At 69.6% G+C, this 15,280-nt stretch carries 13 protein-coding genes; 4 read left to right on the forward strand and 9 right to left on the reverse strand.

All coding sequences use genetic code 11. From position 1 onward, the window contains the following. Window positions 1-687, reverse strand: coding sequence for a TetR/AcrR family transcriptional regulator (locus tag IFU11_RS09620; RefSeq protein WP_124768631.1), 687 nt, complete (start codon window positions 685-687; stop codon window positions 1-3). Between the two features lie 151 nt (window positions 688-838). Here IFU11_RS09620 and IFU11_RS09625 point away from each other — a divergent pair, with 151 nt between their 5' ends. From IFU11_RS09625 to IFU11_RS09635, 3 genes are read left to right on the forward strand one after another with little or no spacing between them, the layout of a single operon-like run. Next, the gene (locus IFU11_RS09625; protein ID WP_192018797.1) at window positions 839-3,751 is read left to right on the forward strand and encodes an MMPL family transporter; all 2,913 of its coding nucleotides are present in this window, start codon (window positions 839-841) and stop codon (window positions 3,749-3,751) included. Further along, window positions 3,748-5,862 (forward strand): YhgE/Pip domain-containing protein, encoded by a 2,115-nt coding sequence (locus tag IFU11_RS09630; protein WP_192018798.1) that lies wholly within the window; start codon window positions 3,748-3,750, stop codon window positions 5,860-5,862. The genes IFU11_RS09625 and IFU11_RS09630 overlap by 4 nt, the downstream gene beginning before the upstream one ends. 34 nt (window positions 5,863-5,896) lie before the next feature. After that, window positions 5,897-6,037, forward strand: a complete 141-nt coding sequence (locus IFU11_RS09635) for a hypothetical protein (RefSeq protein WP_192018799.1) — start codon at window positions 5,897-5,899, stop codon at window positions 6,035-6,037. A 194-nt stretch (window positions 6,038-6,231) separates the two neighbouring features. Here the strand turns inward: IFU11_RS09635 and IFU11_RS09640 are convergent, their stop codons facing one another. From IFU11_RS09640 to IFU11_RS09660, 5 genes are all read right to left on the reverse strand, one after another. After that, a complete protein-coding gene (locus IFU11_RS09640) occupies window positions 6,232-7,224 on the reverse strand; it encodes an NADP-dependent oxidoreductase (protein WP_192018800.1) in 993 nt (330 codons plus the stop codon). 146 nt (window positions 7,225-7,370) lie between these two features. After that, complete coding sequence (locus tag IFU11_RS09645; RefSeq protein ID WP_192004504.1) at window positions 7,371-8,207, reverse strand: carbohydrate ABC transporter permease; 837 nt, start codon at window positions 8,205-8,207, stop codon at window positions 7,371-7,373. Continuing rightward, window positions 8,204-9,184: a carbohydrate ABC transporter permease gene (locus IFU11_RS09650; RefSeq protein WP_192018801.1), complete on the reverse strand. Its 981-nt coding sequence runs from the start codon at window positions 9,182-9,184 to the stop codon at window positions 8,204-8,206. The genes IFU11_RS09645 and IFU11_RS09650 overlap by 4 nt, the downstream gene beginning before the upstream one ends. A gap of 6 nt (window positions 9,185-9,190) precedes the next feature. Continuing rightward, window positions 9,191-10,489 (reverse strand): ABC transporter substrate-binding protein, encoded by a 1,299-nt coding sequence (locus IFU11_RS09655; protein ID WP_064294151.1) that lies wholly within the window; start codon window positions 10,487-10,489, stop codon window positions 9,191-9,193. A 112-nt stretch (window positions 10,490-10,601) separates the two neighbouring features. Further along, entirely contained in the window at window positions 10,602-11,834 is a 1,233-nt protein-coding gene (locus IFU11_RS09660; protein ID WP_192004501.1) for an aminotransferase class V-fold PLP-dependent enzyme, read from the reverse strand. A gap of 237 nt (window positions 11,835-12,071) precedes the next feature. On the opposite strand from IFU11_RS09660, the gene IFU11_RS09665 reads away from it, so the two are divergent. Then, on the forward strand, window positions 12,072-12,764 hold the full coding sequence (locus IFU11_RS09665) for a FadR/GntR family transcriptional regulator (RefSeq protein WP_079705021.1): 693 nt from the start codon (window positions 12,072-12,074) through the stop codon (window positions 12,762-12,764). A 185-nt stretch (window positions 12,765-12,949) separates the two neighbouring features. Here the strand turns inward: IFU11_RS09665 and IFU11_RS09670 are convergent, their stop codons facing one another. From IFU11_RS09670 to aztA, 3 genes are all read right to left on the reverse strand, one after another. Beyond that, entirely contained in the window at window positions 12,950-13,891 is a 942-nt protein-coding gene (locus IFU11_RS09670) for an SDR family NAD(P)-dependent oxidoreductase (protein ID WP_192018802.1), read from the reverse strand. Window positions 13,892-14,149: 258 nt separating this feature from the next. Next, window positions 14,150-14,494 (reverse strand): chorismate mutase, encoded by a 345-nt coding sequence (locus IFU11_RS09675; RefSeq protein WP_064296108.1) that lies wholly within the window; start codon window positions 14,492-14,494, stop codon window positions 14,150-14,152. A gap of 62 nt (window positions 14,495-14,556) precedes the next feature. Next, window positions 14,557-15,249: a zinc ABC transporter ATP-binding protein AztA gene (gene aztA, locus IFU11_RS09680; protein ID WP_199862236.1), complete on the reverse strand. Its 693-nt coding sequence runs from the start codon at window positions 15,247-15,249 to the stop codon at window positions 14,557-14,559. Between the last annotated feature and the right edge of the window lie 31 nt (window positions 15,250-15,280).

The raw sequence follows: 15,280 nt of genomic DNA on the forward strand, positions 1-15,280 counted from the left end.
TCAGTCGGTGACCGACTCGGTCAGGGCGCGGACGATGGCCGGGAGCGTGCGCATCGCGAGCTCGCGCGGTGAGCCCTCATCGCCGTCCGGGTCCATGAGCACGGCCGTCTGGATGGCCGACTCGTAGAGGGCGACGACGATGTTCGCGATGTCGGGCGTCGGGATCGTGAACCGGACGTGTGCGAGTCCGGCCGCTTGGTCGAGCCACGCGGCGAGCTGGCGGCCAGCGCTCTCCTGGTGCTGCAGGTAGCGGGCTGCGACGTCGGCGTCGCGCATCGCCAGCATCCGGAACTCCGACTGCACGAGGCACCAGCGGCGGTCATCGGGCTGGAGTTCGAGGAAGGCACGGATCAGGGCCTCGAGCGAACCCTCGGTGTAGCGGCCCGCTGCGTCGAGGAGCGACGGACTGACCGCCTGCAGTCCGGCCTCCAGGCGATCGAGTCGGAGCTGGTTCTCTCGTGACTCGAGAGCGAAGAACAACTCCTCCTTCGAATCGAAGTTGGAGTAGAAGGCGCCACGGGTGAAGCCCGCGCGCTCACTGATCTGCTCGACGGACGCCGCGTGGACGCCGAACTCGGCGAAGACCTCGTAGGCGGCGTCGACGAGCCGCTCGCGCGTCCGCTGCCGACGCGCGGACTCGACGGGTGCCTCGTCGCTCGGGGACTCGACCGCTTCGTGCACGCGCATCCTGACACCTTACTGACAGCTCGACCGACTTCTTGCCGATACACCACTGTATCCAATACAGTCGTGTATCGGATACACCGATGTATCGATCCTGTTCGAATTTCTCCGTCGGCTCGCCTGCAAGCAGCGCCGACCTCCCTAGGAGCGACGCGTGTCCTCACTGCTCTACACCCTCGGCCGCTGGGCGTTCGGCGCCCGCAAGCTCGTGCTGATCCTCTGGATCGCCGTGCTCGCCCTCGCGGGTGGAGGCGCGCTGCTCTTCAACCAGGGAACCGACAACGCCTTCTCCATCCCCGGCACGGAGTCGCAGGAGGCGCTCGACTCGCTCGACCACACCTTCCCGCAGGTGGCCGGCGCCTCGGCGCAGATCATCGTCGTCGCGCCGAAGGGCGACACCGTCGAGGACGCCGGGGTCCGGTCGGCGATCGACGACGCCGTCACCGCCCTGGGCGACATCGGGCAGGTCGAGCAGGCGGTCTCACCCTTCGACGAGAACGTGACGGGGGCGGTCTCGGAGGATCAGCGGGCGGCGCTCATCTCGATCCAGTTCGACAGCGCGCAGACCGACATCACCGCCGCGACGATCAGCGACGTCGAGGACGCGGAGGCGAGCCTCGCGAAGGCCCTCCCGGCCGGTGCCGAGTCGTCCCTCGGCGGGCAGCTCTTCAGCAACAGCCTGCCGACGCTGAGCATCATCGAGCTCGTCGGCGTGGTCGTCGCGCTCGTCGTCCTCATCCTCACATTCGGCTCCTTCCTCGCCGCGGGCATGCCGCTCGTCACCGCACTGCTCGGGGTCGGCATCTCGATGGCGCTCATCTTCGTGGCGACGGTCTTCGGGCCGATCTCCTCCACGACGCCGATGCTCGCGCTCATGCTCGGCCTGGCCGTCGGCATCGACTACGCGCTGTTCATCATCTCGAGACACCAGGACGGCCTGCGCAGCGGGCTCGACCCGGCCGAATCAGCCGCCCGTGCGACCGCGACGGCCGGTTCCGCCGTCATCTTCGCGGGCCTCACGGTCATCATCGCCCTCCTCGGGCTCGCGGTCGCGAACATCCCGTTCCTCACGACGATGGGTGTCGCCGCGGCGGTCGGCGTCGCGATCGCGGTCGTCATCTCGCTCACCCTCATCCCGGCCATGCTCGGCTTCGCCGGCGAACGCCTCCGGCCCAAGGCGAAGCGGGCCAGGAAGCGCGCGGCGACCCGGGGCGCTGCTGCTGAGCCGGTCGACGGCCCACAGGACGCGGTCCCTGAGCACCACAGCCCGGTCCCTGAGCCCCGTACCGCGGCCCCTAAGCACCACAACGCGGTCCCTGAGCCCCACAACGCGGTCCCTGAGCCCCACAACGCGGTCCCTGAGCCTGTCGAAGGGCACCCCAACCGCTTCTTCCTCGGCTGGGTGCGCGGCGTGACGCGACTCCCCATCGTCACGATCGTCGCCGTCGTCGCCGTCCTGGGCGCCCTCGCCATCCCCGCCCTGTCACTCCGACTCGCGCTCCCCGACGCCGGTTCCCTGCCGGAGGGCGACGGAGCCCGCACGACGTACGACCTCGTCTCCGAGCACTTCGGTGAGGGCTTCAACGGGCCACTCATCGTCACCGGCGGCATCGTCGGCAGTACCGACCCGCTCGGACTCATGGCCGACCTCAAGCAGGAGATCGAGGGACTCGACGGCGTCGCCGCCGTCCCGCTCGCCACCCCCAACGCGACGGCCGACACCGGGATCATCCAGGTCATCCCGAGCGGCAGTCCCGACTCCCAGGCGACGAAGGACCTCGTCGCCGAGATCCGAGGACTGCACCAGTACTTCCAGGACGAGTACGACGTCGACCTCCAGGTCACCGGGTTCACGGCCATCGGCATCGACATCTCCGACCGCCTCGGCGGCGCCCTCCTCCCCTTCGGTCTGATCGTCGTCGGCCTGTCGCTCGTGCTCCTGACGATGGTCTTCCGCTCCATCTGGGTACCGATCAAGGCGACCCTCGGCTACCTGCTGTCGGTCGCCGCGTCGTTCGGCGTCGTGGCCCTCGTCTTCGAGCACGGCGTGTTCGCCGAGGCCCTCCACGTCGCGAGGACCGGTCCGGTGATCAGCTTCATGCCGATCATCCTCATGGGTGTCCTGTTCGGACTCGCGATGGACTACGAGGTCTTCCTCGTCTCCCGGATGCGCGAGGACTTCGTCCATTCGGGACTCGCGAGGCGATCCGTCGAGACCGGCTTCCTCGGCTCGGCGAAGGTCGTCACCGCCGCCGCCGTCATCATGTTCGCGGTCTTCGCCGCCTTCGTGCCGGAGGGCGACACGAACATCAAACCCATCGCCCTCGGGCTCGCGGTCGGCGTCTTCGTCGACGCGTTCATCGTGCGCATGACCCTCGTGCCGGCGGTGCTCGCGCTCCTCGGCGACCACGCCTGGTACCTGCCGAAGTGGCTCGACCGCATCCTGCCGTCCTTCGACGTCGAGGGCGAGGGCCTGCAGCGCGAACTCGAGCTGCGCGAGTGGCGCAACGGTGACGAGGTCGCCATCGCCGCCGCCGGGGTCACCCTGGCCGGCGCGGACGGCCCGCTGTACGAGGACGTCGACACGACGGTCGCGGTCGGTGGCGTGCTCGCGGTGCAGGGCGCGCGCCCGGTTTCGGTCACCGCCCTCCTGCTGACGCTGGCCGGTCGCCTCGAACCCGACCACGGTCGACTCAAGGTCGCCGGTCTGGTCCTGCCGGTCCGCGCCGGGGCCGTCCGGTCCCGCGTCGCGTACGTCCGTCTCGACCACGGCGAACCCGTCGGGACGCTCGCTTCGGCGCTGGCCGAACGCCCGGCCGTCATCGTCCTCGACGGGGTCGACACCGTGCCGGACGACGACACGAGACGCGGACTGTACGAGCACCTCCTGACGGCGACCAGAGCCGCGGAACGCTCGCGTCGGCCGCTCACGATCGTCGTCGGCACCGCGGACGCGACCTCGCTCGCCGACGTCCTGCCGACCACGGCGCCGGAGGTACTCGACCTCGACCGCGCCGCCACCTCCTCAACTCCCACCGCCATCGCTGAATCGAAGGTCGACGCATGAGCACCATCCTGAACCGCCTCGAACGGGCCCGCTCCGGCAAGGGCATCACGGTCGTCTCGATCATCGGCCTCATCCTCGTGCCGCTCGTCATCGCCGGCGGACTCGTCTGGGCGCTGTGGAACCCGGCGGAACGACTCGGTCAGGTGACCGCCGCCATCGTGAACGACGACAAGCCGGTGACCGTCAACGGCCAGACCGTGCCGCTCGGACGCCAGCTCTCCGCGGGCCTCGTCGACGGCGACCAGAAGACCAACTACACCTGGGTCATCACCGACGCGTCCGATGCGAAGGCGGGCCTCGCCGACGGTTCGTACACGGCCGTCGTGACGATCCCGGAGAACTTCTCGAAGGCGGCGACCTCGTTCTCCGGCGACGCCGCCAACGCCGAGCGCGCCCGCCTCGACGTGACGACGAGCGACCGCAGCAAGCTCGTCGACGACGCCATCTCCCAGACGATCACGCAGACCGCGGCCTCGCTCCTCGGTCGGCAGCTCACCACTACCTACCTCGAGAACGTCTACGTCGGGTTCAACACCCTCCACGACCAGCTCGGCGAGGCCGCCGACGGCGCGAAGCAGCTGTCGACGGGCGGACTCTCGCTCGCGCAGGGTGCGCAGCAACTCGCGAACGGCACCACGCAGCTCGCCACAGGCGCGACGCAGTTGTCGTCGGGTGCGACGCAGCTGAGTGACGGCGTGGATGCGCTGGCCGACGGCGCCACGCAACTGTCCTCCGGTGCGACGCAGCTGAGCGGCGGAGCGAGCCAGCTCGCCGGTGGTGCCGCGACACTGAACGCCGGGGCGCAGGGTGACGGGACGACCGAGAACCCGGGGCTGGTCGGTGGAGCGGCGGGGATCGCCGGCGGCGCGAACGACGTGTCCGCGGGGCTCGCCGACCTGTCGGCCGGCGCCCAGGGTACCAAGCAGCTCACGGCCGCGGTGGCCGCGCAACTCGCGTCGCTTACCGCCGAGTGCGCTGCGTCCGGAGCTTCCGCGACGTACTGCGCTGACGTCGCGGCGGCGAGTGGACTCGCCACCACGGTCGCGAGCGGCGGACCCGTCGGCGCGGCCACGGACTACCCGGGCACCGCATCACTGGCGGACAGCACCGCCGAGGCCGCCGGTGGTGCGGCCGGTTTGGCGGCAGGAGCGACGCAGTTCTCCTCCAAGATGCCCGCCCTCGTCGAGGGCATTGCGCAGCTCAACGCGGCGGCGGCCCAGATCGCCGCTGGTGCGTCCGGGCTCGCCGACGGCGCCTCCCAGGCCGCCAGCGGCACGGCGCAGTTGCAGACGGGTGCGTCCGCCCTCGCCGACGGTGCCGGTCAAGCGGCCACGGGTACGACCCAGCTCGCCGACGCGTCGAACCAGCTCGCTTCGGGCGCCGGAACGTTGTCCGGCGGGATCACCTCGCTCGCGTCCGGTCTGCAGAGCGCGGTCGACAGTCTCCCGACCTACACGAGCTCCGACCGGCAGACGCTCGCGGACGTCGTCGCCGACCCGGTCTCGGCCGGCGATTCGGCGACCGTGTCCTTCGGCACGAACAGCGCTCCCTTCTACGCGGTCCTCGCGCTGTGGCTCGGCGCGCTCGCGAGCTTCCTCGTGCTGCGACCGGTGCCCACGCGGGCGTTCGGATCCACCCGCTCCTCGCTGCGGCTCGCGCTCGGGGCCTTCGTCCCGGCCGGCGCGATCGGGATGCTGCAGGGCCTGCTCGTCGCCGTCATCACCGCACCGCTGCTCGACCTCGACGCGGGCGGCTGGCTCGCCTTCGCCGGGATCGCCGTCCTCGCGGGACTCGTGTTCGCCGCCGCCAACCAGGCGCTCAACGCCCTGTTCGGCGGTGCGGGCCGGTTCGTCTCGATGATCGTCGCGCTCGTCGGTCTGGCGACCGGGATCATCGCGACCGCTCCGGAGGTGCTGGACCAGATCCTCGCGTTCCTGCCGATCGCACCCGCGCTCGGTGGTCTGCAGGCGATCGCGATCGGTGACACGGGAGCAGCGGCCGGCGTCGTCGGCCTCGTCCTCTGGCTCCTCGGGTCGCTCGCCGCGACGACGTTCGCGATCGCGCGGGCGAGGATCACCTCGGTGAAGGCCCTCGTCCCGGCCGTCGCCTGATGCCCGGCGAGAACCCCGCCGGTAGGCTGGGACGATGAGTGACAGCGAAGACCGGGAACTGGCCGAATGGGGCGAGCAGCGCAAGCGTCGTCAGCGGCTCATCGCCTGGGTCCTCGTCGTCGCACTCGTCCTCGGTGGAGGCGGCGCGACCGTCCTCGGCTTCATCTTCAACTAGCCCCCGCCCTCCCTACCCGGTCGCCAGCGCGGTGCGCTGACGCGGGCGCGCCCCACACGCGCGAGCGCGGGTCTCCGGAGGGTCGCGCTCACGCCCCGGACCCGCGCCCACGCCGGAACCGAGCATCTCGGGTCAGCGCACCGCGCTGGCGCCGGAACCCGACGTCTCGGGTCAGCGCGCCGCGCTGACCGTCGTCAGGGTCTTGCGTCGTGCAGGTCCCGCTGCTTGACGATGCGCTCCGGGTTCGCCGGACGCATACCGACGATGATCTTGCCCCGCGCGTGCAACCGCTCGAGATCCTCGAACGCGTCGATGATCAGGTCGAACGGGTAGAACGCCGAGACGACGACCTTCAACGCGTGGTCGGCGGCGTACTCCGCGAGACGTTGCAGCTGCTTCGTGGCGTGCGCGGAGAACTCCTCGTCCGGCTCGAGTGCGGCGAGCTCGATGGTCTTCCGATCCTCGCTCGACCGGTACTTCTCCGGCGGGACGCCGAGTTCGAACGCGAGCTCCTGGCCGTCCTGACCGAAGTTGTCGATGAACGCCGTCACGCCCTCTGGCGCGAGCTTGCGGATCCGATCCGCCATGCCCTCGCCGTAGACGACCGGCTTGACGCCCTGTTCACGGAGGAAGTCGTGATTGCGCTCACCACACGTGCCGATGACCCGGACCCCCGCGAACTTCGCCAACTGCGCCTCGATGTTCCCGACGCCACCGGCCGCCGCCGAGATGACGAGGGTGTCGCCCTGCTTGAGGTGCAGCCCGTCGAGCGTGTCGAGCGCCGTCAGTCCAGCGAGGTAGAGCCCGCCGGCCTCCTCCCAGCTCACGCGCTTCGGCTTGCGGACGAGGGATGACGCCGGGACGACGACCTGGGTGGCGTGCGCGCCGCGGACGGCGTGACCGATCACCTCGTCGCCCCGTTTCCAGCCCTCGACCCCGGTTCCGACCTCGCGGACCAATCCGGCGAAGTCGCTCCCCTGCCCCGTCGGCAGCTCGATCGGCACCGTCTCGGCGAGGTGCCCCTCGCGGACGAACGCCTCGATGTGGTTGATGCCGCTCGCGAGGACGTCGACCACGACCTCGCCCCATCTGGGATGCGGCATCTCGGACTCGATGAACTCGAGTACGTCGGGCCCGCCGTAGCGGGCGTAGCGGAGTGACCTCGTCGTCTGCTTCGAACCGAACATGGTTCATCTTCCACCTGTCGGTCGCTAGCCGATCGAACTATCAGCTGGCTTACAGGTTCACCGGACGGCTGCTCATGACGACGCCCGCTCGCCCAGGAATGGGCGAACGGGCGTCGGCTCGCCCATTTTTGGGCGAATGAGAGGGCTCAGCCCTTCACCGCTCCCGCGGTCAGGCCCTGCACGATGTACCGGCTCGCGAACGCGAACAGCACCATCGTCGGGATGATCGTCAGCACGGCGGCCGCCGACATGGAGCCCCAGTCGATGTTGTAGCTCGTGATGAAGCCGTTGAGCGCCGTCGGGATCGTCTTGTTCGCGTCACTGTTGATGAGCGTCACCGAGAGGAACAGCTCGTTCCAACAGTTCACGAAGTTGAAGATGAACGCCGCCACGATCCCGGGCTTCAGCACCGGGACGAGCACCCGGAAGAGCGCGCCGAACCGCGAGCAGCCGTCGATCATGGCCGCCTCCTCGAGGGCGTCGGGGATGTTCTCGAAGAATCCACGCAGCATGACGGTGCAGAACGGGATGCACACCGCGATGTAGATGAGGATGAGACCGAACCGGTTGTCGACGAGCTTGAGCTGCGTCATCAGCAGGTAGAGCGGGCCGAGCGCGATGAACGACGGGATCATCTGCGTGGCGAGGAACGCCAGCAGGATCGCCCCCTTGCTCCGGAACTCGAACCGCGCCAGCACGTACGCCGACAGCATCGAGATGAACGTCGCGACGACGGCTGCGATCGTCGCCACGATGAGGCTGTTGACGACGTAGGTGCCGAACTGCGCCTTGCTGAACAGGCCGAGGTAGTTCTCGACCGAGAACACCTCCGGCCAGTACGTCAGCGGGTAGGAGAAGATCGCGCCCGGCTTCTTGAACGAGGTGACGACGATCCAGTACAGCGGGAACACCGTGATGACGAGCCAGAGCCCGAGGAAGAGGAACTTGACGACCTTCGCGGTCCGGGTCTCCTGGTCGATCATGCCTTCACCTTCTTCTCACGCATGGACAGCAGGTAGAACGCGGTGAACACCAGCAGGATCGCGACGACGATGAGGCCGATCGCGGAGGCCCGGCCGTAGTCTCCGCGCTGGGTGGTCGCGATCATCCAGGTCGTCAGGATGTGGGTCTGGTTCGCCGGACCACCGCCCGTCATGCCGTAGATGATGTCGGGGAAGTTGAAGATCCAGATGACCCGGAGCAGCACCGTGAGGGCGAGCGTCGTGCGGATGTACGGGATCGTGATCTGGAAGAGCATGCGCGCCTTGCCCGCGCCGTCGAGCGCTGCGGCCTCGAAGAGGTCCTCCGGCACCGACTGCAGGGCGGCGAGGATCATGATCGCGAAGAACGTGACGCCGTACCAGACGTTCGCGACGATGACGGCGAACATCGCGGTGTTCGGGTCCGCCAGCCACGGGATCGGGGTGTCGATCAGCCCCACCTTCTGGAGCAGGTCGTTGATCACGCCGAACTCGCTGTTGAACATCCAGCGGAACAGGATGCCGATGAGGAAGCCCGAGATGGCCCACGGGAAGAAGATCATCGCCTGGTAGAGGCCGCGGAACCGGAACTTCCGGCGCAGCCACAGGGCGATGCCGAAGCCGATGACGAACTGCGGGACGATCGAGGCCACCACCCAGAGCACGGTGTTCGCGACGACCTTGCCGAAGGCGGGGTCGGCGAAGACGGCCAGGAAGTTGGCGAAGCCCACCCACGAGGTGTCGGTGAGGTTGGCGAGGTTCCAGTTGCGGAACGCCATCTGCGAGCCGGCGATCATCGGGTAGTAGATGAAGATCGCCACGAAGATGAACGCGGGGGCGAGGAAGGCGAGGAGGCCGAAGCCGGGGCGCGCCGTGAAGGTGCGCCGCCGACGCCCGCCGGCGGTCCGCGAGGGACCGGCCGGGGGTGTCGGGGTCGCCCGCTGCTGCGTGCGACCCGCTTCGTCAGTGGTGGTCGTCATGGACGGTTACTCGCTCTTCCACTTCTCGGTCCAGTACTCGTCCCAGCCCGCGAGGAGCTTCTCCGGCGTGAGCTGGCCGATGAGGACCTGCTGGATCTCCGAGTCGGACTTCTGGATCCACTCGGTCCACCAGGAGGAGCCGCGCGGCTGCGTGACGCTCAGGTAGGTGTCCGGGTTCTCGTTCATCGTGACGTAGCTGGCCCACGGGCCGGTCTTGTAGAAGTCGCTGTCCGCCGCGCTCTTGACGATCGGGACGAGGCTGTTCTCCTGGGCGAAGGTGGTGGCCTGCTTGTCCTCGGAGAGGAACTCGATGAGCTTCGCGGCCTCGGCCTTGTGCTCGCTCGACGCCGCCGTGCCCCAGCCCGCAGTCGCCATGGGCTGTGCGGCCTTGCCGGTCGGGCCCGTCAACAGCGGAGCGGTGCTCCACTGCTCGGCCGTGATCGCCTCGGACTGCTCGACGGTCGCGATGACCTCCGGGTCCTGCAGGAGGAACGCGGTCGAACCGTTCGAGAAGCCTTCGACCATCTCGGGGTAGCCCCACGCGACGGACGACGGCGGCGAAGCCTCCTTGAAGAGGTCGAAGTAGGTGTTGACGGCGTCGAGCGCCTCCGGTGCGGAGAAGATCGTGTCGCCGTTGGTCAGCTTGAACGCGTTCTCGGTGTCGAGGTCGTCGGCGACGTAGGCCTCGATGGCCGCGACGACGTTGCTGTTCGCGTTGGTGCCGCCACGGAAGGCGTAGCCGAACTGGTTCTTCGAGGGGTCCTGGATCGCGGAGGCCTGCTCGAGGAGGTCGTCCCAGCTCGTCGGGGGCCCGTCGAAACCGGCCTCCTTGATGAGGTCGGTGCGGTAGAACAGGCTCAGGCCGTAGAAGCCGTAGGGCACGTAGTAGACCTTGCCGTCCTCGCCCTTCGCGTACTTCGTCGCGTTGTCGGTGAGGTCGTCCCAGCCCTTCCAGTCCTCGAGCTCGCCACTCATGTCGTCGAGCCAGCCGTTGGTGGAGAACGGGCCGACGGTGATGTCCCGGACCTCGAGCACGTCGACGCCCGAGCCGGACTGCAGCATCTGGGTGATCTTCTGGTCGGCCTGATCGGTCGGCGGCGAGATGAGCTCGACCTTGATCTTCGGGTTGTCGGCCTCGAAATCCGCGATGAGCGACTTCAGGACCTCGGTCCGGGCGGGGTTGGTCAGGCTCTCGACCATCTGCAGGGTGACGGTGCCGTCGCTCGCGCCGCCGGCACAGGCCGACAGGGCGAGGCCGGTGACGACGGACAGGCCGATGGCTGCCGTTGCGCGTGACTTCCTCATGCTCGCTTCTCCTTTGAGTGGTGCTGGTGGGGGTGCTGCGGGGGTGGGTGCTGTGGTGCCGGTGCGGTGCGGTGATACGGGTGTGGTGATGTCGGGTCGGGCGGTTCCGCGCTCAGCTCGTGGCCGCGCGCTCCTCCTCGGCCCATCGCGCGAGGACCGGGACGGCGTGCTCGGCGAAGTGTTCGAAGTCCTCGGGGGTGTTGTAGACGTGGGTGGAGAGTCGGACGTAGCCGATCCCGTCGAGGCTCGTGAACGCGCCCTCGACACCGAGCTCGGCGGAGACGCGGTCGCGGAGACCGTCGGCGGTCGCGTGGGTCGTCGCGAGGCCGGTCGGGAGCTTGACGAGCCGGAGGGCGTTGACCGGCATGCCCACGTCGACGTGGCTGTCCTCGCCGGTGATGGCGGTCACGGCGTCGGCGACCACCTCGACGGCGTAGTCGGCGAGCTCGGTCATGTAGTCCCGGGCGGCCGACCAGCCCCACATGTCCTCGATGAACCCGAGCGAGGTCGCCGCGGCGAGGTAGCTCGTGACGTCGACCGTGCCCTGGGTGTCGAATCGCTGCGGGAACGGGTACGGCGAACCCCAGGAGTCGATGAGCGGGTAGAGCTCCTGCGCGAGCGGGCTGCGGGCGACGAGGACGGCGGCACCGCGAGGGGCGCACCCGAACTTGTGCAGGTTGCCGACCCAGAAGTCGCAGTCGAGGTCGCGCATGGGGTCGGCGTAGAGGCCGGGGACGTGGGCGGCGTCGACAAGCGTGGGGATGCCGGCGGCACGGGCCGTGGCGGCGATCTGCTGGACCGGCAGGAGTCTGGCGGTCGGCGAGGTGATCTGGTCCATCACGATGAGGGCCGTGCGGTCGCTGAACTCGGCGACGACGGCGTCGTGGGCGGTCTGCGCGTCGGCGTCGAGCGGGATGCGGGCGGTCCGGACGGTGCCGCCCCAGCGACGCGCGAGCCGCTCGGCCCCCATCGTGACGGCGCCGTAGCCGTGGTCGGTGACGATGATCTCGAGGCCAGGCTGCACGGGGAGGCTGGAGAAGACGACGCTCGCGCCGGCGCTCGCGTTCGGAACCATGGCGAGCTGGTCGACCGAGGCCCCGAGGAAGTCGGCGATCCCGACACGGGCCGCGCCGACCTTGGCCGGGAGGGCCGGGAACCAGGTGAGGGGCGCCGCCTCCATTTCACGGCGGAGGGCCTGCTGATGCTCCTGCGCGACGATCGGGACAGCCCCGAAGGATCCGTGGTTGATGTGACGCTTGGTCGGATCCAGCGTCCACCCGGCCGTTGCCGGTCGGCCGTCGCCGAGCGTGAGCGGCGCTGGCCGTGCGATGGTGCGAGTGTCCACAGTGACGTTCCTCCGAGTCGATTATGCAGTGGATTGTCCGATAACCATAGAGGCAACGTTTGATGACTTGGGTTTCTGTCGTGTTACAAGTGATCGCTCAGGTCATTTCGGGATCGATTCATCGGATGACTTGACGTTCCAGCGTGGAGTCATCGGACGTCTGACGCTCCGCGGCGGCTCGCGGGCCACCGGTGAGGGGCCGCTACGATGGCGGGACGACCCCTGAGGAGGAGCCGCATGTCCGCAGTCGACACCGCGTTCCACGGCCTGCGACACATGATCGCGTCGGGACGGCTCGTGGCGGGGCAGCGGTTCCCGGCCGAGAACGAGCTCTGCGACGAACTCGGCGTGTCCCGCGGGTCCCTGCGGGAGGCCGTCCGCATGCTGGCCGCCCTCGGGATCATCGAGTCCCGGCACGGCTCGGGCACCTACGTGTCGATGCTCCGGCCCGAGGAGATCATCGGCAGCCTGTCGCTCACGGTCGACCTCCTCCCCCTCGACGGCCTCCTGCAGATGTACGAGCTGCGGCGGGTGCTCGAGACCCACGCCACCTCGCAGGCGGCGGCTCGCGCGAGCGACGAGGTGCGCGCCGAACTCGCCGAACTCGTGGAGGCGATGGAACGCACGACGGACCCCGCCGAGTCGAGCGAGCTGGACCACCGGTTCCACGAACTCATCGCGCGGACGGCCGGGAACGCCACGCTGACGGCCCTGTTGCAGGTCTTCCGGTCGCGCTCGCGTGCCTACGACGTCTTCAGCCTGCCCGCCGGCGACGAGCTGCGTCGGGTCAGTAACCGCGGCCACCGGGCGATGACCGAGGCGATCCTCTCGCGCGACCCCGTCGGGGCGGCCGGGGCGGCGTCAGCGCACGTCGCGCAGACCGAGGAGTGGTTGCGCGTCCTCCAGCCGCCGGCGACCCCCGCCGACTGAGGTCTGGTTGCGCCAGCGCGGTGCGCTGACGTCAGCGCGGGTCTGTGGCGCGAGCGCGGGTCTCCGGAGGGGTGCGCTCAGCGCCATGCCCTGCGGTCACGCCGGTTGAGGCGCAGTCACCCGAGCGCACCGCGCTGGGGCCGATTCCCCGCGCTCGTGTCAGCGCGGTGCGCTGACGTCTGTGCTCAGGAGGTCGGGAGGATGGGCGTGCCGATGAGCCGCTCGAGGTCCGTCCAGAGCGCCGCCGCGACGTCCCGGTCGGTCGTGATCGCGGCAGGGGTCTGCCGGACAGCGTCGCCCTTCGTGAGCCACCGGGGACCGTAGAACCAACCACCGTCGGCCGCCTCGTCGGTGATCGCCCGGAGCGTCGGCTCGGCACCCCGCTGCTTGCTCTGCGCGTAGACGGACTGCAGGGTGTCGGAGAAGCGGCGCCCGCGGGTCGGCTCGTTGACCCCGGGGACGCGACGGTCGAGTCCGTTGACCGAGTAGCCGGGGTGCGCGACGAGTGCCCGGACGGTGCTGTGCGACGCCGCGAGCCGACGGTCGAGCTCGAAGCCGAGCGACGAGAGGGCGATCTTGGACTGGGCGTACGCCTGCCAGCCGCTGTACCCGTCGCGGAGTTGCAGGTCGTCGCCGTGGAACCGGACGAGCAGGGTGGAGAGGCTTCCGAGGAGCACGACGCGCGGCGCGGAATCGTACGCATCCGCCGTGCGCTGCAACACCGGCAGGGCCTCGGCGAGCAGGGCGGCGTGGCCGACGACGTTCGTCGCGAAGACCAGCTCGATGCCGTCGGCCGTCTCCTGCCGCTCCTTCGGCATGTGCACCATGCCGGCGTTCGCGACGAGGGCGTCGAGGCGGTCGAGGTCCGCGAGTCGCTCGCCCGCCGCGCGCACCGAGTCGAGCGAGGAGGTGTCGAAGGGGAGGTGACTGAGTCGGGCATCGGGCACCTTCACCCGGATCGCCCGCATCGCCGCCTGCGTCTTCGTCGCACTCCGTGACGCGAGAATGACCTCCGCGCCCGCTCGCGCGAGCCCGAGGCTCGTCCAGAAGCCGAGGCCGGCGTTCGCTCCGGTGACGAGGACGACGCGTCCGGTCTGATCGGGCAGGGAGTCGGCGTTCCAGGTCATGGACTCATGATGGCGCAGGACGCTGGACACCGCCCGAAGAAGCGTCACTCCTTGCCCTGGCTCACCCGAGGTGCCAGCGCGGTGCGCCGACGTGACCGCGCGCGAATCGGGCCGACCGTGGACGAACGGGCCTGACCGCACACGAACGGGCGTGACCGCGGGCCACACGCGTGGGCGCGGCCCTCCGGAGACCCGCGCTCACGCCACAGACCCGCGCTCGCGTCAGCGCACCGCGCTGGCGGAACGCAACACGAAGGATCAGTGCTGGTTGGCGAGACGCTCGTGGTGGTGGATGACCTCGGCGACGACGAAGTTGAACCACTTCTCGGCGAAGGCCGGATCGAGGTGCGACTCCTCGGCGAGCGCCCGGAGACGGGTGATCTGCCGCTGTTCGCGCGCCGGGTCGCTCGCGGGCATGTCGTGCTCGGCCTTCAGGCGACCGACCTCCTGCGTGCACTTGAACCGCTCGGCCAGCAGGTGGACGAGCGCCGCGTCGATGTTGTCGATGCTGCTCCGCAGGCGGCCCAATCGCTCGGTGGCCGCCTGGGCGTCCGCCGCAGCGGCGCCGGTCGTGGGTTCGGGTTGCTGCTCGGCCTGGCTCATGCGAAAACTCTAGCAACGCGCCAGGGGCCGGAGACGGGTCGCCGGGCGATCCCCCAGCCGGTTCACCGCGGATCCTCGACGAGACATCCCGCCTCGAGGTGCACCCGCGCGTCGGCCTCCGCGACCGCGACCGGATCATGCGTCACCTCCACCACCGTCGCGCCACGGTCGGCCTCCGCCCGGAGCACCTCGCGGATCGCCAGCCCAGCAGCACGGTCGAGGCCGACGGTCGGCTCGTCGAGCAGCAGCAGGTCGGCCTCACGCGCGAGCGCCTGCGCGACGAGGACCCGCTGGCGCTGCCCGCCCGACAGCTCACCGAAGGAGCGTCCGGCGAGGTGCAGGACGTCGAGGCGGGCGAGGCTCTCGTCGACGATGCGTCGGTCCCCAGCCCCGAGTCGACCCCACCAGCGACGCAGCGTCGGCCAGCGTCCCATCGACGCGACGTCGCGCACCGTGACCGGGAAGCGCTCAGGCACGGCACTGCGTTGCGGGACGTACGCGGCCGACCGACCGTCGAGGCCGTCGACGCCGCCCGAGGTCGGTCGGTGGAGGCCCGCGATCACCGCGAGCAGCGTCGACTTCCCCGCGCCGTTCGCCCCGGTGACGACGGTGATGGCGGCCGCCCCGACCTCGGCTGAGATCCCGTGCAGGACGCGCGCGCCGTCGTACTCGGCCGACACGTCGTGGAGTCGGATGCCGGACACGACGGGCCGTCCCGCCATTGGAGGGCGAGGGGTGCTCGTCGCAGATCGCATGTCATCACCCTATCAATACTGAGAATCATTT

It is taken from the genome of Plantibacter sp. CFBP 8804, assembly GCF_014841225.1.
Lineage (GTDB): Bacteria > Actinomycetota > Actinomycetes > Actinomycetales > Microbacteriaceae > Plantibacter > Plantibacter auratus.